This is a genomic window from Ruegeria sp. HKCCD6157 (genome assembly GCF_013110685.1).
Taxonomy (GTDB): Bacteria; Pseudomonadota; Alphaproteobacteria; order Rhodobacterales; family Rhodobacteraceae; genus Ruegeria.
On the sequence record NZ_WVRB01000001.1, the window covers coordinates 1727967 to 1751941 of the forward strand.

19 protein-coding genes are annotated in these 23975 nt (G+C 58.6%); 15 read left to right on the forward strand and 4 right to left on the reverse strand.

The window, feature by feature from the left end:
- Positions 1-37 precede the first annotated feature (37 nt).
- From GS612_RS08320 to GS612_RS08345, 6 genes are all read left to right on the forward strand, one after another.
- Positions 38-1252 (forward strand): CynX/NimT family MFS transporter, encoded by a 1215-nt coding sequence (locus GS612_RS08320; protein WP_171231782.1) that lies wholly within the window; start codon positions 38-40, stop codon positions 1250-1252.
- Positions 1249-1845 (forward strand): YceI family protein, encoded by a 597-nt coding sequence (locus GS612_RS08325; RefSeq protein ID WP_171639645.1) that lies wholly within the window; start codon positions 1249-1251, stop codon positions 1843-1845. The genes GS612_RS08320 and GS612_RS08325 overlap by 4 nt, the downstream gene beginning before the upstream one ends.
- A gap of 81 nt (positions 1846-1926) precedes the next feature.
- Positions 1927-3147 carry an MFS transporter gene (locus GS612_RS08330; RefSeq protein ID WP_171639646.1) on the forward strand — a complete coding sequence of 407 codons (1221 nt, stop codon included), beginning with the start codon at positions 1927-1929 and terminating at the stop codon, positions 3145-3147.
- A 291-nt stretch (positions 3148-3438) separates the two neighbouring features.
- A complete protein-coding gene (gene metG, locus GS612_RS08335; RefSeq protein WP_171639647.1) occupies positions 3439-5184 on the forward strand; it encodes a methionine--tRNA ligase in 1746 nt (581 codons plus the stop codon).
- 303 nt (positions 5185-5487) lie between these two features.
- On the forward strand, positions 5488-6588 hold the full coding sequence (locus tag GS612_RS08340) for an efflux RND transporter periplasmic adaptor subunit (protein ID WP_171639648.1): 1101 nt from the start codon (positions 5488-5490) through the stop codon (positions 6586-6588).
- 3 nt (positions 6589-6591) lie between these two features.
- Complete coding sequence (locus GS612_RS08345) at positions 6592-9729, forward strand: efflux RND transporter permease subunit (protein ID WP_171639649.1); 3138 nt, start codon at positions 6592-6594, stop codon at positions 9727-9729.
- A gap of 71 nt (positions 9730-9800) precedes the next feature.
- Here GS612_RS08345 and glpD read toward each other — a convergent pair whose 3' ends face one another.
- Complete coding sequence (glpD, locus tag GS612_RS08350) at positions 9801-11384, reverse strand: glycerol-3-phosphate dehydrogenase (RefSeq protein WP_171640004.1); 1584 nt, start codon at positions 11382-11384, stop codon at positions 9801-9803.
- Between the two features lie 180 nt (positions 11385-11564).
- Between glpD and GS612_RS08355 the strand changes: the two genes are divergently transcribed.
- The 6 genes from GS612_RS08355 (at position 11565) to GS612_RS08380 (ending at position 16298) form a co-directional block, all read left to right on the forward strand.
- On the forward strand, positions 11565-12326 hold the full coding sequence (locus GS612_RS08355; RefSeq protein ID WP_171328697.1) for a DeoR/GlpR family DNA-binding transcription regulator: 762 nt from the start codon (positions 11565-11567) through the stop codon (positions 12324-12326).
- Positions 12327-12435: 109 nt separating this feature from the next.
- Positions 12436-12591, forward strand: a complete 156-nt coding sequence (locus GS612_RS08360) for a DUF5993 family protein (protein ID WP_171116330.1) — start codon at positions 12436-12438, stop codon at positions 12589-12591.
- 10 nt (positions 12592-12601) lie between these two features.
- Positions 12602-13171 carry a disulfide bond formation protein B gene (locus GS612_RS08365; protein WP_152457736.1) on the forward strand — a complete coding sequence of 190 codons (570 nt, stop codon included), beginning with the start codon at positions 12602-12604 and terminating at the stop codon, positions 13169-13171.
- Positions 13172-13206: 35 nt separating this feature from the next.
- The gene (locus GS612_RS08370) at positions 13207-13569 is read left to right on the forward strand and encodes a DUF3302 domain-containing protein (RefSeq protein WP_152457735.1); all 363 of its coding nucleotides are present in this window, start codon (positions 13207-13209) and stop codon (positions 13567-13569) included.
- A gap of 21 nt (positions 13570-13590) precedes the next feature.
- Positions 13591-14736 (forward strand): HlyD family secretion protein, encoded by a 1146-nt coding sequence (locus GS612_RS08375; RefSeq protein WP_152457734.1) that lies wholly within the window; start codon positions 13591-13593, stop codon positions 14734-14736.
- 11 nt (positions 14737-14747) lie between these two features.
- Positions 14748-16298 carry an efflux transporter outer membrane subunit gene (locus GS612_RS08380; RefSeq protein WP_253283777.1) on the forward strand — a complete coding sequence of 517 codons (1551 nt, stop codon included), beginning with the start codon at positions 14748-14750 and terminating at the stop codon, positions 16296-16298.
- Between the two features lie 3 nt (positions 16299-16301).
- Here GS612_RS08380 and mprF read toward each other — a convergent pair whose 3' ends face one another.
- Entirely contained in the window at positions 16302-18911 is a 2610-nt protein-coding gene (mprF, locus tag GS612_RS08385; protein WP_371809322.1) for a bifunctional lysylphosphatidylglycerol flippase/synthetase MprF, read from the reverse strand.
- A 117-nt stretch (positions 18912-19028) separates the two neighbouring features.
- A complete protein-coding gene (locus tag GS612_RS08390; RefSeq protein WP_152457732.1) occupies positions 19029-19457 on the reverse strand; it encodes an Lrp/AsnC family transcriptional regulator in 429 nt (142 codons plus the stop codon).
- A gap of 86 nt (positions 19458-19543) precedes the next feature.
- Between GS612_RS08390 and rocF the strand changes: the two genes are divergently transcribed.
- The 3 genes from rocF to GS612_RS08405 are packed head-to-tail and all read left to right on the forward strand — an operon-like array spanning position 19544 to position 22434.
- The gene (gene rocF, locus GS612_RS08395) at positions 19544-20464 is read left to right on the forward strand and encodes an arginase (protein WP_171639650.1); all 921 of its coding nucleotides are present in this window, start codon (positions 19544-19546) and stop codon (positions 20462-20464) included.
- A complete protein-coding gene (gene ctlX, locus GS612_RS08400; RefSeq protein ID WP_171639651.1) occupies positions 20464-21384 on the forward strand; it encodes a citrulline utilization hydrolase CtlX in 921 nt (306 codons plus the stop codon). Before rocF ends, ctlX begins: the two co-directional genes overlap by 1 nt.
- A gap of 9 nt (positions 21385-21393) precedes the next feature.
- The gene (locus GS612_RS08405) at positions 21394-22434 is read left to right on the forward strand and encodes an ornithine cyclodeaminase (RefSeq protein WP_171639652.1); all 1041 of its coding nucleotides are present in this window, start codon (positions 21394-21396) and stop codon (positions 22432-22434) included.
- 137 nt (positions 22435-22571) lie between these two features.
- On the opposite strand, the gene GS612_RS08410 is transcribed toward GS612_RS08405, so the two are convergent.
- Positions 22572-23975 carry a TRAP transporter large permease gene (locus tag GS612_RS08410; RefSeq protein ID WP_171168511.1) on the reverse strand — a complete coding sequence of 468 codons (1404 nt, stop codon included), beginning with the start codon at positions 23973-23975 and terminating at the stop codon, positions 22572-22574.

Below are 23975 nucleotides of genomic sequence, written 5' to 3' on the forward strand. Positions count from 1 at the left end.
ACTGGTCAAAACGCGGGCCGCGCCCTAGCGTCACCACATGAGCCATCCGATCCATGACAGCCGCTATTCCTGGCTTCGCCTTCTGATCACGCTCGCCATTGCAACAGTGGCGAATGTGGGCATGTGGGCCGTGATCGTGGTCATGCCCGCAGTCGAAGCCGAATTCGGGGCCGGTCGTGCCGAAGCCTCGATGCCGTACACTTTGGCGATGATCGGTTTTGCCCTGGGCAACATGTGGCTGGGGCAGGTGGTGGACCGGCTGGGCGTCACCAGCGCCCTGATCGGAGCAGCCGTCTTGAGTGCGCTGAGCTATGTGCTGGCAACGCTGGCACCGAGCATAATGTTGCTATCCGCGGCGCATCTCCTGCTGGGGCTGGGCACATCGATTGGGTTTGGCCCGCTGATCGCAGATATCTCACATTGGTTCATGAAACGGCGCGGCATTGCCGTCGCGTTGGTCGCCAGTGGGAATTACCTGTCCGGCGCCATCTGGCCCACCATGCTGTCCGGAATTCTGGCGCGGGATGGATGGCAACAGGTCTATCTGACGCTCGCCGTGCTGACGCTTGTCGTCGTCATTCCCCTGTCGCTGCTGCTACGCCGCAGGGTTCCGGTCGAGGCACACAGCACCGCCGCAGCATCCGCCCAAATCAATGCACGAAGTGTCGGTGTGTCACCGCGCGCGCTGCAATATATTCTGGGCCTGGCCGGGATCGGTTGTTGCGTCGCCATGTCGATGCCACAGGTTCATATCGTTTCCTATTGCGTCGGGCTGGGATATGGGCCCGCGGTCGGGGCCGAGATGCTGTCACTGATGTTATTGGGTGGTGTTGTCAGCCGGATCATCTCGGGTTTGTTGGCAGATCGGCTTGGCGGGGTCCTGACGCTTTTGATCGGTTCGCTCCTGCAATGTATCGCCCTGTTCCTGTTCCTGCCCTACGATGGAATGGTGTCGCTTTATGCCATCAGCCTGCTCTTTGGTCTGGCACAGGGCGGCATCGTGCCCAGCTATGCGTTGATTGTCCGCGAATACATGCCGCCGCAAGAAGCTGGTGCGCGGGTCGGGTTCGTCATGATGATGACCATTCTTGGCATGGCACTCGGTGGCTGGATGTCAGGATGGATCTACGACCTCACCGGAAGCTACCAACTGGCGTTCGTGAATGGCATCTTTTGGAATGGTCTGAACATTGCGATCGTTCTGATGCTGCTCAGAAGATCCCGCCCCACACGGGAAAGCGTCATGGCATGATCCTTCTGACCCGTCGCAACCTGCTAGCCGGGCTTGCAACCCTGCCCCTGACCCAGGCGGCACAAGCCGCATTGCGGCCATACATCCTGTCGGATGAAGGCACCCGGGTCGGGTTCACGTTTGATCTTGCGGGGGTGACACAGTCAAGGACGATGCCGATCCGGACCGCCGATGTTCAGATTGACACAGGTCGGCTAGAGAACAGCCAGGTCACGGTGACACTGGACGTCAGCAAAGCCAGAACGCGGCTTCCCTTTGCCCGTATGCCCATGCTCAGCCCCAGCGTTTTGGACGCGAAGCAGCACCCAACGATCCGGTTTGTGTCAACGGACATACAGCTAGGCGCGGAAGGGCGAATATCAGATGGCGCACGGATCACGGGTAATCTGACGGTCCGCGGCGTGACCCGCCCGATCACGTTGGAGGCCAATCTGTACCGGCAGGCAGGAAGTGCAGTGAACGATCTGAGCCGCCTGACCATTGGCTTGAAGGGCGCCCTGAACCGGCACGACTTCGGAGCTTCGGGCTATCCTGACCTGGTTGACGACACTGTCGGCCTGGACATCCGCGCCGAGATCATCCGCGCGACCTGATCGCCGAACGGCAAAAAAACGACTCGCTAAAGTCGAATTGATGCGCGCATTGTGCGGCGACCCTGCCAATCTGAGACCACCATGCGCACGATCATTTCATTTGCCGCCCTGTTTCTTTCGGTCATTCTGCTTCAGCTTTCCACAGGAGGCGTCGGGCCACTCGATGCCATTTCCGGCATCACGCTGGATTTCACGACCGAACAGATCGGTCTTTTGGGGTCTTCGCACTTTTTGGGGTTTTTCATCGGCTGCTGGTGGGCACCACGTCTGATGGGCAATGTTGGTCATTCGCGCGCATTTGCAGTTTGCACCGCGTTGGGCGCGATGGGCCTCATCGGACATACGCTGACCGAAAACCCATATATCTGGGCCGCCCTGCGTGTGGCCTCGGGCACCTGCGTGGCAGGCGCGTACACGGTGATCGAGGCCTGGCTGAACGCGAAGGTCACCAATGAAACCCGAGGGCGTGCAATGGGAACGTACCGGATCGCGGATATGGGCGCGTCCTTGTGCGCCCAGTTGATTATCGCCGTTCTGCCCCCGGCCTCTTACGTGTCGTACAACCTGCTGGCGATCCTTTGCTGTGCGTCACTGCTGCCGCTGACGCTGACCAAAGCAAGCCAACCCAAAACACCTGACGCGCCCCGACTGAAACCCGGGCTGGCTTGGCACAGCTCACCCTTAGCCGTGGCAGGCGTGATCGTGGCCGCGCTCAGTTCGGCCTCGTTCCGAATGGTGGGTCCGGTTTACGGGCAAGAGGTCGGACTGGGCGTCGATCAGATTGCATTCTTCCTGGCCTCTTTCGTATTGGGTGGTGCGCTTGCTCAATACCCCGTCGGTTGGCTGGCTGACAAATATGACCGGCGCTGGGTTCTGATCTGGCTGTCGGCTGCCGCGGTACTCAGCTGCGGCGTCACCATGGCAGCCAGCGGCACCGGAACGATCGGGGTCATGTCGGCGGCCGTGTTCTTCGGCCTGACAACCTTCCCGATCTTCTCGGTCTCATCCGCCCACGCAAACGACTTTGCCACGGCCGAGGAACGGGTGGAACTCTCGGCTGCCCTGATGTTCTGGTTTGCCTTGGGGGCAATTGCATCGCCCTACATAACCTCTAACCTGATCCAGCAATTTGGCCCCGGTGCCCTGTTTGCCTTCGTGGCGTTCGGGCATGTCTTCCTGATCGTGTTTGGTCTGGCGCGGATGCGGTCACGCCCCACCCCCGAGGAGCGCACGAATTATGTTTACGCCCCGCGCACTTCATTCACGATTGGTCGCCTTCTGAAACGGTCGCGGGAAGAGTGAAAAACTGGGCACCCCCGCTGTTCTTTGAATGTCTTTTGTTATCACCCTGGCCTTTTCGGTCGGTTCGGTATGGAACAAGGACGGGGCACTGCGACACGGATTCAAGGCGTTGGAGTCCCTCTGCTTGCCCCAAAAGCTTTGGACATGTCCCCGGAACGCGATCCAGATCGTTGCGGCAGCACGATTTTCCTTCCCTTCGAGGTCTAAATCGACAAGCAGGTCAATGCCGGGCTTTTGCTGGGCGATCACATCATGTAGACGGGCGCGCAGACAGTTACGCGGAAACGGATCATGGCTCGGATTCTCATCACTTCGGCGATCCCCTATATCAACGGGATCAAACACCTCGGCAATCTGATCGGCTCGCAATTGCCGGCTGATTTGTACGCGCGTTACCAGCGTGGCCGGGGGAACGAGGTCATGTTCCTGTGCGCCACGGATGAACACGGCACACCCGCCGAGCTGGCCGCCGCCAAGGCCGGCAAACCGGTGGCGGAGTATTGCGCCGACATGTATGCGATTCAGGCTGATATCGCCAACCGGTTTGGCCTCAGCTTCGATCACTTCGGCCGTTCGTCCAGCGAGCAGAACAAGCGCCTGACCCAGCATTTTGCGGGCAAGCTGGATGACGCGGGCCTGATCCGCGAAGTCAGCGAGAAACAGGTGTATTCCAACGCCGATGGTCGCTTTCTGCCTGACCGCTATATCGAAGGCACCTGCCCCAATTGCGGCTATGATCGCGCGCGCGGCGACCAGTGCGAAAACTGCACCAAGCAGTTGGATCCGACGGACCTGATCGAGCCGCGCTCGGCCATTTCCGGATCGACCGACCTGGAAGTGCGCGAAACCAAGCACCTGTATCTGCGTCAATCCGCGATGAAGGACAAACTGGATGCGTGGATCGACAGCAAGACGGACTGGCCGGTCCTGACCACTTCGATTGCCAAGAAGTGGCTGCATGACGGCGACGGCTTGCAGGACCGTGGCATTACCCGCGATCTGGACTGGGGTGTACCGGTAAAAAAAGGCGATCAGGATTGGCCGGGGATGGAAGGCAAGGTCTTTTACGTCTGGTTCGACGCCCCCATTGAATACATCGCCTGCGCCAAGGAATGGGCCGATGCCAACGGCAGGACCGATGCGGATTGGGAACGCTGGTGGCGCACCGACAAGGGCGCGGACGACGTGCGCTATGTCCAGTTCATGGGCAAGGACAACGTGCCGTTCCATACGCTGTCCTTCCCGGCCACCATCCTGGGCACCAACGCCCATAATGAAGAGACCGGATCACCCGAACGCTGGAAGCTGGTGGATTACATCAAGTCGTTCAACTATCTGAATTATGACGGCGGCCAGTTTTCGACCAGCCAGGGCCGTGGCGTGTTCATGGATCAGGCGCTGGACATTCTGCCTGCCGATTACTGGCGCTGGTGGCTGCTGAGCCACGCGCCCGAAAGCAGCGACAGCGAATTCACCTGGGAGAACTTCCAGCAATCGGTGAACAAGGACCTTGCAGACGTTCTGGGCAACTTTGTCAGCCGGATCACCAAATTCTGCCGCTCGAAATTTGGTGAGACCGTGCCCGAAGGTGGACAGTTCGGACCCCGCGAGCAGGCCTTGATCGAAGAGCTCACCAAACGCGTCCGCGCCTATGAAGGCCATATGGAAGCGATGGAGGTTCGCAAATCCGCGCAGGAGCTGCGGGCAATCTGGGTCGCAGGAAATGAATATCTACAGGCCGCGGCTCCGTGGTCCACGTTCAAGGAAGACCCCGAGCAGGCCGCCGCGCAGGTACGTCTTGGTCTGAACCTGATCCGGCTTTACGCCGTTCTCAGCGCGCCGTTCATCCCCGACACCTCGGCCCGCATGCTGAGCGCGATGAATACGCTGGATACCAGCTGGCCCGATGATATTGCCACCGCGCTGAACGCCTTGCCGTCCGGTCACGATTTTACCGTGCCAGACGTTCTGTTCGCCAAGATAACGGATGAACAGCGCGAAGAATGGCAGGACAGGTTCGCGGGAACCCGCGACTGATCGGTCCGGCACAATGGACTCCGGGGGGCCCGTTTCGGGCCCCTTTTGCTTGGGCCCTGCGGCCGCGTCAGGGCCTAAGCCAGCATAAGTGCTTGAACTTTTGACCTCTGCCCTGACCGGCGCGGGACTCATCACGCTTGAGATATCGGCGCAAAAAAGTCATCCTGAGATCAGGTTCCTCCGACTCGCGTCGCCGTGGCGACTGGGTCGGTATCTTTTGTTTCTGCATCGAACGAGGCTTTCGCCATGTCCCCAGCATTCCTTTCACCCAATAAGATCAGCAGGCATTTGGCCGCCGCATTCATGCTGATGTCCTTGGGTTTGGCGCATCCGGCGACCGCGCAGGAAGAAGGGGCACCGCCAAAGGTTTCCATAGCGGCGGCCTATACCGAGGAAATCACCGACGAAGCCACGTTCATCGGACGCGCCGAGGCAATCAACAAGGTCGATATCGTGGCGCGGGTGAACGGGTTTCTCAACAGCCGCGAGGTCGAGGATGGGGCGACCGTCAAAGAAGGCGACCTGTTGTTCACCATCGAACCCGACCTGTACGAGGCGACGCTTGAGGCCCGAAAGGCCGATCTGAACCGGGCCGAAGCAAATCTTGAACTGGCAAAGGTCGATCTGGCGCGCAAAGAAGAACTTTACAAACGCGACGCGACACCAGAGTCAGAACGCGACATTGCCCGCGCCAACGAACTGGTCGCCGAGGCAGAGGTGAAGGCGGCCAATGCTGCGATCCAGCAGGCCGAGCTTGACCTGAGCTACACGCAGATACATGCGCCGTTCGACGGCCGTATCGGCAGGATCACGACCAGCGTCGGAGATGTGGTCGGCCCAAACAACCCTCCTCTGGTCAATATCGTCAGCGAGACGCCCATATATGTGAATTTCTCGTTGAACGAAAAGCTCTTCACCTCAGTCTTGCAGACTTATGGTGAAAACTCGGCATCGCTGGCGGAAAGCCCGCAAAGCCCGAACGTGCACGTCATCCTGCCCAACGGCACCAAGATGGATGAAGTCGGCAGAATTGTATTCGTTGACAACCGTATCGACCCATTGACCGGCGCAATTACCATTCGCGCGCAGTTCGACAATGCGGACCGGCTGATTCTGGATGGCGCCTTTGTGAATGTGCAGATCGAAGCGCTGGAACCGACCTTGCAGGTATTGGTGCCTCAAGCCGCCTTGCAGCGCGATCAGCGGGGTGAGTTTGTCCTGGTCGTCAACGACAAGCAGATGGTTGAACAGCGCTACATAACCACCGGTGACACGGTCGGAACCGCGATTATCGTGCTGGACGGGCTGCGCGAAGGAGAAAGCGTCATTGTCGAGGGCCTGCAACGGGTTCGCCCCGGCGTCGCTGTTGACGCAGTCGTCGCCTCTGAGCAACCGGGAGAGTAACAGATGTTCTCAGCCCTGTTCATCAGCCGGCCCAAGCTGGCGCTCGTCATTTCGCTGGTGCTGACCATCATGGGCGGTATCGGATACCTTGTGCTGCCGGTCGCGCAGTTTCCCGATATCACCCCGCCCGTGGTCAATGTCTCGACCACCTATACCGGCGCAAACGCCGAGACCGTTGAAAACACCGTTGCCGCGCCGATCGAGGCGCAGGTCAACGGTGTGGACGACATGATCTACATGACGTCCAGATCATCGGACAACGGGTCCTATTCGCTGGATGTGACCTTTGAGGTCGGCACCGATCCCGACATCGCATCGGTCAACGTTCAAAACCGGGTGGCGCAGGCCATGTCATCGCTGCCAGCCGAAGTGACTTCGTCTGGCGTGGTGACACAGAAATCTTCGACCAACATGCTGATGCTGGTCACTCTGACTTCACCCAACGGGACCTATGACAGTGTGTTCCTGTCGAACTATGCCTCGATCAATCTGCGCGATGCGCTGGCGCGGGTGCAGGGCGTCGGCAAGGCCGATGTTCTGACCAACCTTGAATACGCCATGCGGATCTGGATGGACCCGGACAAGATGGCGGCGCTGTCCATCACACCGGGGGATGTCATCAATGCGATCCGGGAACAGAATATCGAAGTGTCCGCCGGTTCGATCGGTGCGCCACCCGTTCCCGAAGGGCAGACGTTTCAATACACGATCAAATCCAAAGGCCGCCTGACATCCGCAGAGGAATTCGGTGACATTGTCATCCGAACAGGTGACGCCGGTGCCATCGTCCGCGTCAAAGACATTGCCCGGGTAGAGCTTGGCGCGGAATATTATGCGGCTTCGGGCTATTTTCAGGCGGTTCCAGCCACGGTCATCGGCATCTATCAGGCCCCCGGTGCAAACGCATTGGCGGTTTCGGAACGTGTGCAGGCGGAATTGGCGCGGCTGTCCCGCGCCTTTCCGACGGATGTCGAATATGATGTCCCCTTCAACACGACCGACTTTGTCGAAGCGTCTTTGAACGACGTGGTCTCGACCCTGATCCTGACCTTCATTCTGGTTATTTCGGTCGTGTTCGTGTTCCTGGGTAGTTGGCGCGCAACGATCATTCCAGCGGTGGCAATCCCGGTATCCCTGATCGGTACTTTTGCCTTCCTGCTGGCGTTCGGGATGTCGCTGAACACCATATCGCTGTTCGCCTTGGTGCTGGCCATCGGTATCGTGGTGGATGACGCCATCGTCGTGGTCGAGAACGTGGAGCGCATCATTGCGGATGAAGGGTTGCCCCCTGCTGAAGCGACCCGCAAAGCCATGGGCCAGATCACGGGTCCGGTCATCGCGACCACATTGGTTCTACTGGCGGTGTTCGTGCCGGTCACGTTCATGCCCGGCATCTCGGGGCGGCTGTATTCCCAATTTGCCATTACGATTTCGACCGCTGTCGTAATCTCGTCCATCAACGCACTGACCCTTTCGCCTGCCCTGTGCGGCTTGGTTCTTCGTCCCCGGTCCGGCCCTCCCAAAGGGGTGCTTGCGATGTTCGAAAACTTCATCGGCACCGTACGCAACGGCTATGTCGCCATTGTACGAAAGCTGTTGGTTTTTCCGGCCATTGCGCTGGCCATCGTGGTTGGGCTTGGCATGGGAACCGGGACAATCATGTCCAACACCTCAGCCGGATTCATTCCGCTTGAAGACAACGGGTATCTGTTCGTTGATGTACAGTTGCCTGATGCCGCAACATTGGAACGGACCGAGGCGGTGACCGCACGTCTTGACGAACAGATAAGTGAAATCCCGGGCGTCGCGAGCACGGTTCTGGTCAACGGCTTTTCGATGCTGAACGGCACGATCACCAACGGCGCTGCGATTTTCGTCAACCTCGAAAACTGGAGCGAACGGCAGGAAGAGGATCTGAGCGCGGACGCCATTCTGGCCAAAGTGCTGGCGATCGCGAACGGTGAATCAGCGGCTTCGGTCCTTGCTTTCAACCCACCGCCCATCCAAGGCCTTGGTATGTCCGCCGGTGTCGAGATGGAAGTTCAGCAAACCGGCGGTGGCACTCCGCAGGATCTGGCCTCGGCCGTGGGTTCGTTCGTGTATTCGGCCAATCAGAGGCCCGAGATCGGGCAGGCCTACACGACCTTCCGCGCCAACGTCCCGCAGCTGTTCGTTGATCTGGACCGCGAAAAAGCCAAAACGCTGAATGTCTCGGTCGCCGAGATTTTTCAGACCATGCAGGCGCAGCTGGGATCTTACTATGTCAATGACTTCAACCTGTTCGGCCGTGTCTATCGCGTGATGATTCAGGCCGATGGGACCTATCGGGACAATGTCGAAGATATCGCGAACCTCTATGTCCGTTCTCAAAACGGAGACATGGTGCCGCTGGGGACACTGATCGACGTTGAAAACGTGCTGGGTCCGGTCCTGCTGAAGCGCCACAACCTGTTCCGGTCGGCCACGGTGACGGCGGTCCCTGCACCCGGCTTGTCCAGCGGCGATGCAATCAGCGTGATGACCGAAGAATCCGCAACCGCCCTGCCCCCGGGCTATGCGTTCGAATGGACGGGGACAGCGCAGCAACAGCTGGCTTCGGGCAGTCTGGTGATCATCATCCTCGGGCTTGCCATACTGTTCGGTTACTTGTTCCTGGTGGGCCAGTACGAAAGTTGGACCTTACCTGTTTCAATCCTGCTTTCCGTTGTCGTAGCCTTGTTTGGGGCCGTGGCGGCGGTGGCCATCGTGGGCAGTGACATCAACCTCTATACGCAGATCGGTATGATCATGCTTGTCGGGCTGGCCTCGAAGAACGGTATTCTGATCGTCGAGTTCGCCATGGAGCAACGCGCCAAGGGGCTTTCCATCAAAGAGGCCGCCGCAGAGGCTGCGTATCAGCGTTTTCGCGCTGTGATGATGACTGCGCTGTCCTTCCTGCTTGGCGTTGTCCCCCTGCTGGCCGCGAACGGAGCCGGTGCCGCCAGCCAGAAGGCGATTGGTGTCGCTGTATTCGGCGGGATGCTGGCTGCAACGCTGGTTGGTGTGATCGTGGTGCCCGTGCTCTATGCCCTGATGCAAGGCATGCGGGAATGGTTGAAGCGCAGCAAGAGCGACCCCGACCCAACGGAAAAAGCCGCCTGAACACCGAAAGCCCCATCTGAACTGATGGGGCTTTTTTGCAGATACGCTGACAGCCTCGAGGCGTTTTCAGGCTACCCCTTATCCGCGGACCGTTCGGACATCCATTGATCGATCCGCGCAATCTGCTCGGCACTCAGCCGCAAGCCCAGCTTGTTGCGGCGCCAAACCACATCTTCGGCTGAACGGGCATATTCCTTGTCCATCAGCCACGCGACCTCTTGCGCTGTCAGGGTTGTACCAAAGTCCTCTCCCAGATCGGATACCTGTTTTGCATCACCCAAAACATCCCTTGCTTCGGTCCCGTAAGCTCTGATCAGGCGGGCAGCCCAGCTTTGGGTCAAAAAGGGATAGGCCGCCAAAAGATCGCCTTTCAGGGATTCGACGGCATCCACCGGAAAATCCCCCCCCGGCAGTGCGACACCAGCGGTCCAGGGGCCGGGCAGGTTCGGAAAAAACTCACCGACCTTCTCAAGCGCGCTTTCTGCAAGCCTGCGATAGGTCGTGATCTTGCCGCCGAACACATTCAAAACAGGCGCCCCGCCCTGCGCATCGACTTTCAACGTGTAATCCCGCGTTGCAGCAGTGGCACTGCTTGCGCCGTCATCATAAAGAGGCCGCACGCCGGAATAGGTCCATACGACATCGTCACGCGTAATGCTTTTTTTGAAGTACTTTGATGCGAAGGCGCACAGGTAATCCTGCTCGGCCTCGGTGCAGACCGGTTTGGTCGACGGGTCCGGATGATCCTGATCCGTTGTCCCAATCAAGGTAAAATCCTGCTCGTATGGTATGGCGAAAATGATGCGGCCATCTTCGCCCTGGAAAAAGTAGCATTTATCGTGATCGTAAAGCCTGGGCGTCACGATATGACTGCCTCGCACAAGCCGCACGCCCTCGCGAGAGTTCACGCGGATCTTGGATTGAATGATGTCGCCCACCCAGGGCCCACCCGCATTGATCAGCATTTTGGCCCGGACCAAACGGGTCTCACCGCTGTTCCGATCCCGAACGGACACTTCCCAAAGATCGCCGACCCGCTCGGCCGAGGTCACCTCGGTTCGGACCATGATCTGCGCGCCGCGCGACTCGGCGTCACGCGCATTCAAAACCACCAATCGCGAGTCTTCGATCCAGCAGTCGGAATACTCATAAGCGGTTTCGAACTTGTCCTGCAACGGGGCCCCCTCGGGCGCTGACCGCAGGTTCAATGACGTCGTGCCCGGCAGGATTTTGCGCCCGCCCAGATTGTCATACATGAACAGGCCCAACCGGATCAGCCAGGCCGGGCGCCGCCCGCGCATCCACGGCATGACCGTGCTGAGCAACCGCGAGGTCGGCGTTTCGGAATCAAACCGCATATCCTTGTGGTAGGGCAGCACAAAACGCATGGGCCAACTGATATGTGGCATCGCGCGCAGCAGGGTTTCACGCTCGATCAGGGCCTCACGCACCAGGCGAATTTCAAAATACTCAAGATACCGCAATCCGCCGTGAAACAACTTGGTCGAGGCAGAGGACGTCGCAGAAGCGAGATCGTTCATCTCGGCCAGGGTCACCGAAAGACCCCGCCCGGCGGCGTCCCGCGCTATTCCACAGCCATTGATCCCGCCGCCGATGATGAAAAGGTCTGTGATCTGGTTGTCCGTTGACTGCATATCCATTGATTCCCTGCCTGACACGGTTGCGGGCATTAGCCAGAATGACTTTCGCTTCGTCAATGTTTATGTTCGTTTATTTTCCTTTTGCAACACTGGTATGATTTTCAAGCAAGTTGGCTTGCCAAAATCGACAAAAAGAACAAAAACGAAAATCAATCCTTTACACCGGAACTGCCCATGTCCTTGTCTTTTCGCCAATCCGACATTCTGGAAATCGCAAGCACCGAAGGGCGCGTTACCGTCGAGGGGCTGGCTGAACGCTTTGGCGTCACCGTTCAGACGATCCGGCGCGACCTGACCGAGCTTGCAGACGCGGGCAAGCTGGATCGGGTTCACGGGGGCGCGGTTCTACGCTCGGGTGTTTCGAATATCGGATACGAGGACCGCCGCGCGCTGAACGCGGACGCCAAGACCCGCATCGCTCAGACCTGCGCGGCTGATATCCCGGATGGCGCATCAATTTTCATGAACATCGGAACCTCGACCGAGGCCGTGGCAAGGCAGTTGCTGAACCACAAGAACCTGCTGGTGGTGACCAACAACATGAACGTTGCAAACATTCTTGTCGAAAACCCGGACTGCGAAATCATCATGGCCGGCGGCGTTTTGCGTCGGACAGACGGGGGGCTGATCGGCAATCTGACCGTATCGGCCATCCGGCAGTTCAAATTCGACATCGCCGTCATAGGATGTTCGGCGCTGGACACGGATGGCGATCTTTTGGACTTCGACTTTCAGGAGGTTCAGGTCAGCCAGGCCATCATCGAGAAGGCGCGCCGAACTTTTCTGGTTGCCGATCATTCGAAGTTTCAACGCTCGGCCCCGGCGCGGATAGGATCAATTGCCGAGCTTGACACGGTCTATAGCGACCTGCCCCTGCCCGGCAAGCTGCCAGAGCACTGTCGCGAGTGGCAGACAGATGTCATCATCTGCGACTAGAGGCGGGCAAATAACAACGTCCGGGCGAGTTGCGCGGCTTGCCAGATCGAACTTGGCCTGACACTATCCCACGTACAAGAATTTGTGCACGGGAGGGGAGGACCGGGCCATGATTGCGCTTTTGTTTTCGTTGTTTATCGCCACGATGGGGCTGAACTATTTCAAGTTGACCAAAGCTGGCAACGCCTTGTTTTTCGTCACACTGGCCATGTGTATCTACTGGCTGAAATTCCACGCCACGACGCCGCTGACAATTCAACTCTGAGGGGCTTGCCATGACACCTGAACTGTCCCGCACCCTCAACGCGATCGGTATGCTTGCCGTCTGCCTTGTACTGGCCCTGGCGTTTTTCTATCAGCTTGTCCTCTATGAGCTGCCCTGCCCGCTTTGCCTGCTGCAACGTGTTGGGTTCGTTGCCGTCGGCGTAGGGCTTGGTTTGAACCTGCTCTACGGTCCACGGCCGCAACACTATGCCATCGTGCTGATTGCGGCCTTGTATGGCGGCACTGTATCGATCCGCCAAATACTTCTGCATATCGTACCCGGCACCGGGCACTACGGCTCTCCTGTTTTGGGCCTGCACTACTATACCTGGGCCGGGATCGCCTTTTTCCTTGTGTTGCTGGGCACGTCGATCATGCTGTTGTTTGATCGCCAATACGCGGACCCTTCTGGTCAGGAACCAAGGTTCGGCGGAAATGCTCTGGCCAAGATCGCGTTTTTCGTCATGCTGGCTTTGGCGGTGCTGAACGCGGGTTCAACCTTGCTGGAATGCGGGCCGGGTATCTGCGCCGACCCGCCGACAAGCTACAAGTTGATTGACGAATTGGACGCCGGCAACTGAAGATACCGTAACCTTCCCCAAAAGGAGGCGCGAGCATGGGATTACTGGGACAACCGCTTGGCTATTATGACTATCTGACTTTCGTGGCATTGATCCTGCTTCTGGCGGCGGTGATGGCACTGTTTCTCTTTCTCATGGGTCTTCCGGGTCGGATTGCCATCAAGCGCAACCATCCCCATGCCGAGGCCGTAAAGATAATGGGCTGGATGGGATTTCTGGCCGTGGTGCCCTGGGTCCATGCCTTCATGTGGGCGTTCCATGATGGCGTTACGGTCGACATTCGCCGTGGCCCTGACGAGGAAAAAGACGCCATTCGTGATGAAATCAAACGTCTGGGTGGTGATGTCCGGCCTGAATATCAAGGTCGTCTGGACACAGACGATCCGCAGCAAAGCTAAGGCCAAAGGAAGTCACAAAACATGTTCGTCGCCCTTGGCATCACGTTATTTTACATCATTTTCGTCTGGCTTATTTTCTTCAAGCTGGAACTGCTGAAATTCAACATCGCCTGGGGCATCGTATCCTTTTGGGTTGGCGCGCACCTGTTGCTGATTTTCCTGGTCGCGTTGCGGTTCTTTCAGCCCTTCTCGGCCGACAGTCACGTGGTGCGTTCGACCATACAGATCATTCCCAAACTGACACAGCCGACGATCCTGACCGAAGTTCTTGTGGAACCGAACACACCGGTCACCAAGGGTGATCCGCTCTACCGCTTTGATGACACCGTATTTTCACTGGCGGTAGACAATGCGCAAGCGCAATTGGTCGCCGCTGAACAGAATTCCAAGATTCTGGAACAGGATGTGATCGCGTCGACCGAAGCTGTTGAACGCGCAAACGCGCAGTTGGCTTATGCGCAGACTCAGCAAGCCCGGTATGAAACTCTTGTGCCCGCCGGTGGAGCGCGGCAAGACGAACTGGACCGCTGGAACGAGCAGGTGACCGAAGACCTTGCTGCCGTCAAACAGGCCGAAGCAAATCTGGAAAAGGCGCAACTGGCCGTGGAGTCCCAGATAGACGGGGTTAACACGGGTATTCTCCAGGCAAGGGCGCAGTTGGCCGAAGCTGAGTATTTTCTTGAAAACACAACAATCTACGCGCCTGAAAACGGCATGATCGTATCGCAACAAGCCCGCCCCGGGCTGGTCGTCGGCGATGTTCGACTGGGCGCGATAGCCAGTTTCGTGACCGAAGACAGCCCCTATATCCTTGCGACCTTTCGCCAGCAGAACCTTAAATTCGTGGAACCGGGGCAAGAGGTCGAAGTGGCGCTGGATCTTTACCCGGGCGAAATCCTGACGGGCAAGGTCGAGGCGATCTGGTGGGCCACGCGCCAAGGGCAACTGATCCCTTCAGGCCGCCTGCCCGGCTTTGAACTGCCGAAACTGCCCGGTCGAATTGCCGTGCAGATCACCGTCGATATCCCGGAAGGGCACACTTTCCCGGCTGGCGGCCACGCCGCCGTGGCGATCTACACCGGCATGGGCAAAAGCTTTGAGTTCCTGAGACGCATCAACATCCGTCTCTATTCCTTCGCCAACTTCATTCGACCGCTGGATATCTGAGGATGCGCGCCATGACACTCCGCCGGTTGATGGGAACTGCACTTTGCGCCGCCACCTTCGCGGCCTGCACGCCCGTGGGGCCCGATTTCGTGCGCCCGAACTCTCCGGTCGTCAAGCAATGGATCGAGGTAAACAGCCCCAGCGTCGGCCAAAGCGGCCTGACATCGCGCAGCGCACCCGTGGTCAAATGGTGGGAAACATTCAATGACCCAACCCTCAACCGTCTGATTGCCGAAGCTTATGCCCAGAACCTGACGCTTCAGGTCGCGGGAGCGCGGGTGCTTCAAGCGCGGGCACAGTTGGGGATCGCTTTCGGCGAATTGTACCCGCAATCCCAGGCCATAGGCGCGTCTTTGCAGCGGCGGCAAATCAGCGACAATCTTGGGCCAGTTGCCGATATCAACCGGATCATCCCCCTGGATACCGAATTCTCGACGTCTCAGGTTGGGTTCGACGCCCAATGGGAGCTGGATGTCTGGGGCGCACAACGGCGCGGCGTGCAGGCGGCGCGGTCGAATCTGGCTTTGCAGGTCGCAAACTATGATGACGCATTGGTGACACTGACCGGCGACGTGGCCGCGCTCTACGTCAATATCCGCGCGTTGCAGGAATCGTTGGCGGTCGCCCGGGAAAACATCAAATTGCAGCAGGAATCGGCGGACCTGACCCAGCTGCGGTTCAACAACGGGGTCACGACCGAACTGGACGTTCAGGAGTCCACTGCGCTGCTCAACAATACCAAGGCCTTGGTGCCCGAGTTGGAAAGCGACCTGCAACAGACCAAGAATGCGCTGGCCGTGCTGCTGGGGGCCACACCGTCCCGGATGACCAACCTGCTGGGGAATTCCGGCCGTATCCCGTCAGCGCGAACAAATGTGGCCGTTGGGGTGCCGGCAGAATTGCTGCGCCGCCGCCCGGATGTCCGCGCGGCGGAATTGGCCGCTGCGACTCAATCGGCGCAGGTGGGTATCGCGATGGCTGACCTGTATCCTCAGTTCGTGCTGTCGGGCGCAATCGGTTTGCAGGCATCGGGCGGGCGCGATCTGTTCAGCGGCAACAGCACCACCGGTCTGGCCAGTGCCGGCGTGGTCTGGAACGTGCTCAACTATGGCCGCATCAAAAACAATGTCCGCGCGCAAGATGCGGCATACCAAGCGCTGATTGCCAATTATCAGAATACCGTTCTGACCGCGTATTCCGAGGTGGAAAGCGCGATGGTCGCCTATGCGCAAGCGCGAAAACAGGTTGGGTTCTATCAGAAAAGCGTCGAAGCTTCGCGCAAGGCCGCAGATATCGCCGTCAGCCAGTACAGGGACGGAATCGCCAGCTATTCTCGCATTTTGAACACGCAGACCGCGCTTTTGCGGTCGCAGGCAAACCTGATCGAAGCGCGGCAGCAGGTGTCCAGCAATCTTGTTGCCGTTTACAAGGGTCTGGGCGGCGGATGGCAGATCCGCCAAAACCAGGAATTCCTGCCTGAAACCGTGCTGGCGGAAATGGCCTATCGCACCGATTGGGGCGATCTGCTTGAAAAAACCCCGACCCGGGCCAGCCTGAACTAGGCGCTACTTGGTCAACCCGCGCAGCCCGCCCGAGATCAAAATATTGACCTCGTAAAGGATGCGGGGCGCGGCCAGCCCGCCGGGGCTGGCCAGATAGTTGGGGCTCCATTCCGGATCGAATTTCTGTTTGAAGGCGCGCAAACCTTCAAAATGATAGAACTGCTCGCCATGCTCATAGACAAAGCCGCCGATGCGGTTCCAAAGCGATGCAAGCTGACGGTTTTCGATGCCTGAGAACGGCGCCGCACCCAATGAGAACCAGTGGAACCCCTGCTGCGATCCCCAGTTCATCATCTCGGCAAAAAGAGCATCCATGACAAAGCTCGGGCTGTCAGGCTCATAGCGCATCAGATCCAGTGACAGCTCGGATTTGTTGCCGCCCTGAAACAGGTTGGCGAAGGCCATGATCTTGCCTGACTTACCGTCACGCAGAACCGCATGATCGAAATATGACAGGTACTGATCGTCAAAGCCCCCCAGCGCAAAGCCCTTTTCGGCACCCGCCTTTTGGGCCAGCCAATGGTCTGAAATCGCGCGCAGTTCCGGCAATACCGGGGCCAGGTCTTCTTTCGGGATGATCTCGAATACATAGCCCTCCCGCTCGGCCCGATTCCTGGCTTGTCTGAACCGCTTGCGCGACTTTCCGTCCAGCGAGAAATCCCTGAGCGGAACCCGCGCGACCTCGCCGATCTTCAGGATCGACAGGCCCAGATCCAGAAATGTCGGCAGGTATTTGGTTGAAACACTGTAGAAGGCACACAGTTTTCCTTCTCGGTCCGCCATTTCCCTGAGTTGCCAGATCAACTGCCGCCCCGCCGTTTCATCGCCGACCGGCTCTCCCTTCGAGATCAAAGCGTTGCCCGTGTCTGCATACGCAATGAATGCGGTCTGATCCGGTGAGATGAGGAACTGTTTGTCACCGGTAAGCGAGATTTGGGATTCGGTGTCCTCGCACTCCATCACAAGCCGTTCAACGACCTCGGGGATTTCCGTGCGCACAGGCGTCGGAATCTCTCGTCCGAACAGAGAGTTCACGGCCACGACGCCCACGATCACCGCCACGATGAGGCTGGAGCGCAAAAAGCGCGAAGCGTCTCCGTTCCAGGCAAATTCCCACCACAGGGCGTTCTGGTACTCGACATGGGAATAGGCGAACAGCCCGATCCAGAATATCACCGCCAGCAGCGCCACGACACTGACCAACCAAGGAATATTCAGCCTGAAGATCGACGCGCCACTGACCCGGTAAAACGCCCCGCGGAACATCGCCAGAAGGCCAATCGTGCCCAGCATCGACAGCGCTTCGTGAGTGTCCAGCCCTTTTGCCAGCGAGGCAAAGAACCCGGCCACCATCAACAACATGGCCACCACCCATGCGCGGTAGAGCTTTCGAAACAAACCGCGGGACACCAGCAAAAGCAGCACGCCGACAGCACTGCCGGCAAGGTGCGATGCCTCGACAAACGACAGCGGCAAGACCTCTCTCAGAACGCCAAGGTTCTGCGTGCCCGCTGGCAATGCGCCGGACACCAGCAGGACCACCCCCGCCACGGCCGCAACCCCGGCTGCCACCATGGGAACAATGGGACGGATGACCCGATAGACCCATGTCGCGGCGCCGCCGATCCTGTGCCTTTGCGTCAGTGCCGACGCGACCGCAATGGACACGCTGGCGATACCGAACGGCAAGAAAGTGTAAACGACGCGATACAGCAACAAGGCTGCGATCACATCCGAACGTCCCGACGCCCCAAGCCCCGCGATCAACGTGGCTTCGAATACCCCAAGCCCGCCCGGCGCGTGGCTGAGGATTCCAACGGCGATGGCGGCGATGTAGATCGTGAAGAAATAGGGATAGCCAACGCCCAGATCGTCCGGCATCAGGACATAGAGCGCCATGGACGCGCCAACCAGATCTCCGATGGCGGCCAGTGTCAGAAGGCTGGCCAGTTTGCCACCCGGCAAGTCAAACCCGATACCTGCGACGGCCAACCGTCTGCCCCCGCTGGACAGCCATATGAACATCGCAACCAATGCCCCCAAAAGGCACAGCCCGATGGCGGTTTCCACCGTTTCGCTGACAGGCATCACTTTCGAGATCCCATCCGGATGCACGGTCAGCAGCACACCCAGAACCAGAACAAGCCCCATCCAGAACGCAACCCAGGAGGTTGCGATAACCCCGGCCACCCGCCCCAGATCCAATCCCAGCGACGCATATATCCGATACCGGATCGCCGTTCCGGTAATGTAGGAAAAACCCAGACAGTTCGACACGGCATAGCCGCTGGCTCCTGCCATTCCGGCAACAGGCAATGGCACTTTGCCGCCCGCCACGCTTTGCACGGCAAACACATCATAGAGCGACAGCGACAGGAAACTGAACGCGGTCCAGCACAAGGCGAAAAACATCAGTTTCCACGACGTCGTTGCGATATCGGTCTGGACATCTGACCATTTCACATGCGCCGACAAATCATGCAGAACCGTCAGCGCGATCCCGGTCACGAGAACCGGTATCGCAATCCGCAGCCAGGGTTTTTCCAACATGGCCGTAAGCTTTTCGGCCCAGTGCACGGCCAGAGGTTCACCGTCACTTTCCGCATTGGTCATGCTGCACGTCCCCGCCAGTTTCTGATCGCAGATACCACGCGCGGCTCACCCGCCCGTCGACGATTCAGACATCATCTGCCAACGGACTCTGGCACATTTTGTTTTTATCTCAAAGCGCTAGAGCCGCCCCTTGCGTGTTGACAGCAAAAGGTTCGTTTCCGAACGCGTCACGCCATCGATCCTTCGGATCTGAAACAGAACCTCATCCAGTTCAGCCAGGGTTTCCGTACTGATCTCGGCGATCAGATCCCAACTGCCATTTGTCGAATGAACTGCCGTCACCTGACGCATGGCTCCGATCCGGGCCATGACGCGTTCCGTCCCGCGGCCCTCAATCTCGAGCATCATCAACCCGCGCACCGGGCTTTGCGCCAGATCGCGACGCGTCAGGACGGTAAAGCCGACGATTTCACCGGACTGTTTCAGCCGCTGCAACCTGCTGCGGACCGTGGTGCGTGTCACACCCAGTGTTTCCGACAGCTCTGACAGGCTTGCCCGTGCATCCCGTTGCAACGCATTGAGCAGCCGATTGTCCAATTCGTCCATGGCATCTTCTCATAAAGGATTTTCCGAGACCATTTTGAGCATTTTGCCGACTTCACGCAAGACAGTCCGACGGCCTAAATGAACACATGGAAATCAAGGATATCATACTGGTCGGCGCCCCAATGGACGCCGGGAAACGTAGTCAGGGATGCCGGATGGGACCTGATGCGTATCGCGTGGCAGGGTTGGATCAGGCGCTGTCTGATCTTGGTCACACCGTTCACGATTGGGGCGACGTGCAGGCCGAAAACGTCGACATTCCCCAACACCCGCACCTGTTCGCCCTGCCCGAATGCGTGGGGTGGACGCGCGCTCTCAGCAAAGCTGCCCAAGACGCGGCGGGTCAGGGCATTCCGATTTTCATGGGGGGTGATCACGCCCTGTCCATGGGTACGGTGGCCGGGATGGCCGCCCATGCCGCTCGGATCGACCGCCCTCTTTTTGTACTGTGGCTTGACGCCCACAGCGACTTTCACACTCCGGACAGTACCGGCAGCGGCAACCTGCATGGAACGCCGGTGGCATATTTCACCGGCAGACCCGGATTCGAGGATTTCCCTCCTTTGCCCGCCGTCATACCGACGGATCGCGTCGGCATGATCGGATTGCGTTCTGTCGACCCGGCGGAACGGGCAGCGCTGGAGCAAGACCGCGCCATGCTGGCGGATATGCGCAGCATCGATGAAAACGGTATCAAAGCCCCCCTTTTGGCCTTTCTTGATCGCGTGAAGGCGGAAAACGCACTGCTACATGTATCTTTGGATGTCGATTTCCTCGACCCGGCAGTGGCGCCCGCAGTCGGCACGACTGTGCCCGGCGGTGCAACCGAGCGCGAAGCCCACCTGGTAATGGAACTGCTGCATGAAAGCGGACTTGTCTGCTCGCTGGACCTGGTCGAATTGAACCCGTTTCTGGATGAGCGGGGCCGAACCGCAAAACTGATGGTCGATCTGGCCGCCTCGTTGATGGGTCGCCGTATCTTCGACCGCCCCACCCGGAGTTTCTGATGCTGTCTCTTCAAGCGCCATCTGCCGCCGTCATGATCCGGCCGCACGCTTTTGCGTCGAACCCGGAAACACGCGATGACAATGCCTTTCAAACGCTGAGCACCGCATCCGCCCAGGCCACGTCGGAAGCGGCCAGGGATGAACATGATCGGGCGGTGCAGCAATTGCGCGACGCCGGTGTCACTGTTCATGTGTTTGACGATTTTGGCGACCTCAATACACCTGACAGCGTTTTTCCGAACAACTGGTTCTCGACGCATCCCGGCGGCCATGTGGCGATCTACCCGATGTTCGTGCCATCGCGCAGACGCGAACGCCGGACCGATGTAATCGAACTGCTCAAACAGGAATACCGTGTGCAGGATGTCATCGACTATTCCGGGCTGGAACAAGACAACCTGGCCCTGGAAGGGACCGGCGCGATGGTGTTGGATCATGTGGCCCGTATCGCCTACACGGTGACGTCCAATCGCGCCGATCCGGTCCTGTTGGAACGGTTCTGCACACATTTCAACTATGAACCAATCGCCTTCGAAGCCCGCGATACCAAGGGGCGGGACGTTTATCACACCAACGTTTTGATAGGTATCGGCACGCATTACGCCCTGATTTGCCTGGACATGATTTCAGACCCGGCCCGCCGCATGACCGTTCGCAATCGGCTGGAAGAATCCGGTCGAACGGTCATTGACCTGACGCACGACCAAATTGCCGAGTTCGCAGGCAACGCCATTGAACTGACCGGACGGGATGGGTTGGTTCTGGCCCTGTCCAGCAGGGCACTTGCCGCCCTCACAACAGACCAAATCGCAACAATCCAGGACAGTGCAACACCGTTGCCGCTGTCCGTTCCAACAATTGAAACCGCCGGTGGGTCCGTGCGCTGCATGATTGCAGGCGTTCACCTTGCCCGCCGATAGGAGAGCACCATGCAACCTTCAGACAAGGCCCTGGTACCATTCGTTTCCGTCGACAACATGATGCGACTGGTACACCACATTGGCGTCGAACAGATGATCACGCAGATTGCCGCTCAGATCGAGGCCGATTTCAAACGATGGGAAAGCTTCGACAAGACACCTCGCATTCCGGCGCATTCTCCTCATGGCGTAATTGAGTTGATGCCAACTTCGGATGGTGAGGCATACGGGTTCAAATACGTAAACGGCCATCCCAAGAACACCTCCGAGGGGCTGCAAACCGTTACCGCATTCGGCCTGCTGGCGGATGTCTACACCGGATATCCGACGCTGTTGACCGAAATGACGATGCTGACCGCGCTGCGCACGGCTGCGACTTCGGCATTGGTCGGGCGCTATCTGGCCCCGAAAAATGCCAGGACAATGGCCATGATCGGCAATGGCGCACAGTCCGAATTCCAGTGCCTCGCCTTCAAGGCAATGTGCGGGATCGACACCGTTCGGCTTTATGACATCGATCCGAATGCCACGTCGAAATGCGCTGCGAACTTGCAGGGCAAGGGCCTGACAGTCATCCCTTGCAAAACACCGGAAGACGCCATCGAAGGTGCCCAGATCATCACCACCTGCACGGCGGACAAGAAATACGCAACGATCCTGACCGACAACATGGTCGGGCCCGGCGTGCACATCAACGCCATCGGAGGCGATTGCCCCGGCAAGACCGAGTTGCATCGCGACATCCTGTTACGTTCGGACATCTTCGTCGAGTACCCCGAACAAACCCGGATCGAAGGCGAAATTCAAGCGCTGGACGCGGATCACCCTGTGACCGAGATGTGGCAGGTCATCACCGGCGCCGCCAAGGGGCGCACCGATGAACGGCAGATCACTTTGTTCGACAGTGTAGGCTTTGCCATCGAGGATTTCTCGGCCCTGCGCTATGTGAAACAGGCGATTGAAGGCACAACCTTCTTTGAACCTCTGGACATGTTGGCCGACCCGGACGATCCGCGCGATCTGTTCGGAATGTTGATGCGAGCTGGATAGCACGCGATCTTGGGGGCTCTGCCCCCGCCGCGCTGCGCGCGCCTCCCCCGGGATATTTTCAGCCAGATGAAGCAGGGGATCCGAACTTCATCTGGCCACAAATATCCCGGAGCGCGAGGCAGAGCCTCGCTTCCGAGCTATCCCGCAAGCGATGGCAGGTAGAGGACAATACCCGGGAATGCCACAAGCATTGCGATGGTCAGGGCGTCCGCGATGAAAAAGGGCGTGACGCCTTTGAACACATCTTGAACGCTCAGGTCCGGGCGCACTCCGGCAACGACAAAGCAGTTCAGCCCGATGGGCGGTGTAATCAGGCAAAACTCGGCCATTTTGACGACCAGAATGCCAAACCAGATCGCACACATCGGGCCGGACATTCCAAACGCGCTGTCGGCGGCACTGACGGTCTCACCACCATTCAGGGCCATCACCGCCGGATAGACGACGGGCAAAGTCAAAAGTAGCATCCCGATCGCGTCCATGAACATGCCCAAAACCGCGTATGCCAGCAGAATGCAGATCAGGATCATCATGGGCGACATCTCAAGCCCCGTAATCCAATCCGAGAAGGCACCCGGTAGGTCGGCGAACCCAAGAAAGCGCACATAGATCAGAACGCCCCAGATGATCGAAAAGATCATCGCCGTCAGTTTGGCGGTTTCCAAAAGCGCAGATTTGAACTCGGCCCAGCGCATTCCGTGGAACAATGCGAAACAGAATACGATGAAGGCGCCAATGGCACCGCCTTCCGTCGGAGTGCCCCATGCTTTTTCACCAAACGGATTGTAGACAAAGCAAATGATAATCAGAATGACGGCGACAATCGGAATGGCACCGGGAAGTGCTGCAAAGCGCTGTTTCCAGGAAAACCCCGTGACCGGCGGGCCAACGGATTTGAAGATCACTGCAATCCCAATGATCAGAAGGCCGTACACGATTGCGGAAAACGCACCCGGAATGAAACCCGCCAACAGCAGTTTCCCGACATCCTGCTCGACGATGATCGCGTAGATCACCAGGATGGCCGAAGGCGGGATCAGGGAGGCCAGCGTCCCGCCCGCGGCAACCACACCTGCTGCAAAGCGTTTGTTATAGCCCACCTTCAGCATTTCCGGAATCGCGATACGGGCGAAGACGGCTGACGTCGCAACCGAAGCTCCGGACACCGCAGCGAAGCCGGCCGTGGCGAAAACGGTCGAAACCGCCAACCCTCCGGGCACCCATGCGACCCAGCGTTTCGCAGCCTCGAACAAGGCGCGGGTAAGCCCCGCGTAATACGCCAGATATCCAATCAGGATAAAGGTCGGAATCAGGCTGAGAGTGTGGGACGCGACCTTGGAATGTGGCACCTGCCCCGCGGTCTTGACCGCCACTGTCAGCGCTTTGCCAAACCGTTCCGGATCGTAACCGAACTTGGCCCAGAAAATCCAAACCAGTCCGACAAGCCCTGCCAAACCGGCTGCGAAGGCAACCCGCATGCCCGCCACGACAAGGACCAGAAGGCCGCCAGTGACCCAGAGGCCAATCTCAATCGTGTCCAT

Excerpts from the sequence above, each read along its gene's own strand:
- GS612_RS08375 (WP_152457734.1), top strand. The coding sequence starts at position 13,591 with ATGTTCGTCGCCCTTGGCATCACGTTATTTTACATCATTTTCGTCTGG.
- GS612_RS08325 (WP_171639645.1), top strand. The coding sequence starts at position 1,249 with ATGATCCTTCTGACCCGTCGCAACCTGCTAGCCGGGCTTGCAACCCTG.
- GS612_RS08345 (WP_171639649.1), top strand. The coding sequence starts at position 6,592 with ATGTTCTCAGCCCTGTTCATCAGCCGGCCCAAGCTGGCGCTCGTCATT.
- GS612_RS08340 (WP_171639648.1), top strand. The coding sequence starts at position 5,488 with ATGCTGATGTCCTTGGGTTTGGCGCATCCGGCGACCGCGCAGGAAGAA.
- mprF (WP_371809322.1), bottom strand. The coding sequence starts at position 18,911 with ATGACCAATGCGGAAAGTGACGGTGAACCTCTGGCCGTGCACTGGGCC.
- ctlX (WP_171639651.1), top strand. The coding sequence starts at position 20,464 with ATGCTGTCTCTTCAAGCGCCATCTGCCGCCGTCATGATCCGGCCGCAC.
- rocF (WP_171639650.1), top strand. The coding sequence starts at position 19,544 with ATGGAAATCAAGGATATCATACTGGTCGGCGCCCCAATGGACGCCGGG.
- GS612_RS08370 (WP_152457735.1), top strand. The coding sequence starts at position 13,207 with ATGGGATTACTGGGACAACCGCTTGGCTATTATGACTATCTGACTTTC.
- GS612_RS08390 (WP_152457732.1), bottom strand. The coding sequence starts at position 19,457 with ATGGACGAATTGGACAATCGGCTGCTCAATGCGTTGCAACGGGATGCA.
- glpD (WP_171640004.1), bottom strand. The coding sequence starts at position 11,384 with ATGCAGTCAACGGACAACCAGATCACAGACCTTTTCATCATCGGCGGC.
- GS612_RS08320 (WP_171231782.1), top strand. The coding sequence starts at position 38 with ATGAGCCATCCGATCCATGACAGCCGCTATTCCTGGCTTCGCCTTCTG.
- GS612_RS08410 (WP_171168511.1), bottom strand. The coding sequence starts at position 23,975 with ATGGACACGATTGAGATTGGCCTCTGGGTCACTGGCGGCCTTCTGGTC.
- metG (WP_171639647.1), top strand. The coding sequence starts at position 3,439 with ATGGCTCGGATTCTCATCACTTCGGCGATCCCCTATATCAACGGGATC.
- GS612_RS08330 (WP_171639646.1), top strand. The coding sequence starts at position 1,927 with ATGCGCACGATCATTTCATTTGCCGCCCTGTTTCTTTCGGTCATTCTG.
- GS612_RS08380 (WP_253283777.1), top strand. The coding sequence starts at position 14,748 with ATGACACTCCGCCGGTTGATGGGAACTGCACTTTGCGCCGCCACCTTC.
- GS612_RS08360 (WP_171116330.1), top strand. The coding sequence starts at position 12,436 with ATGATTGCGCTTTTGTTTTCGTTGTTTATCGCCACGATGGGGCTGAAC.
- GS612_RS08365 (WP_152457736.1), top strand. The coding sequence starts at position 12,602 with ATGACACCTGAACTGTCCCGCACCCTCAACGCGATCGGTATGCTTGCC.
- GS612_RS08355 (WP_171328697.1), top strand. The coding sequence starts at position 11,565 with ATGTCCTTGTCTTTTCGCCAATCCGACATTCTGGAAATCGCAAGCACC.
- GS612_RS08405 (WP_171639652.1), top strand. The coding sequence starts at position 21,394 with ATGCAACCTTCAGACAAGGCCCTGGTACCATTCGTTTCCGTCGACAAC.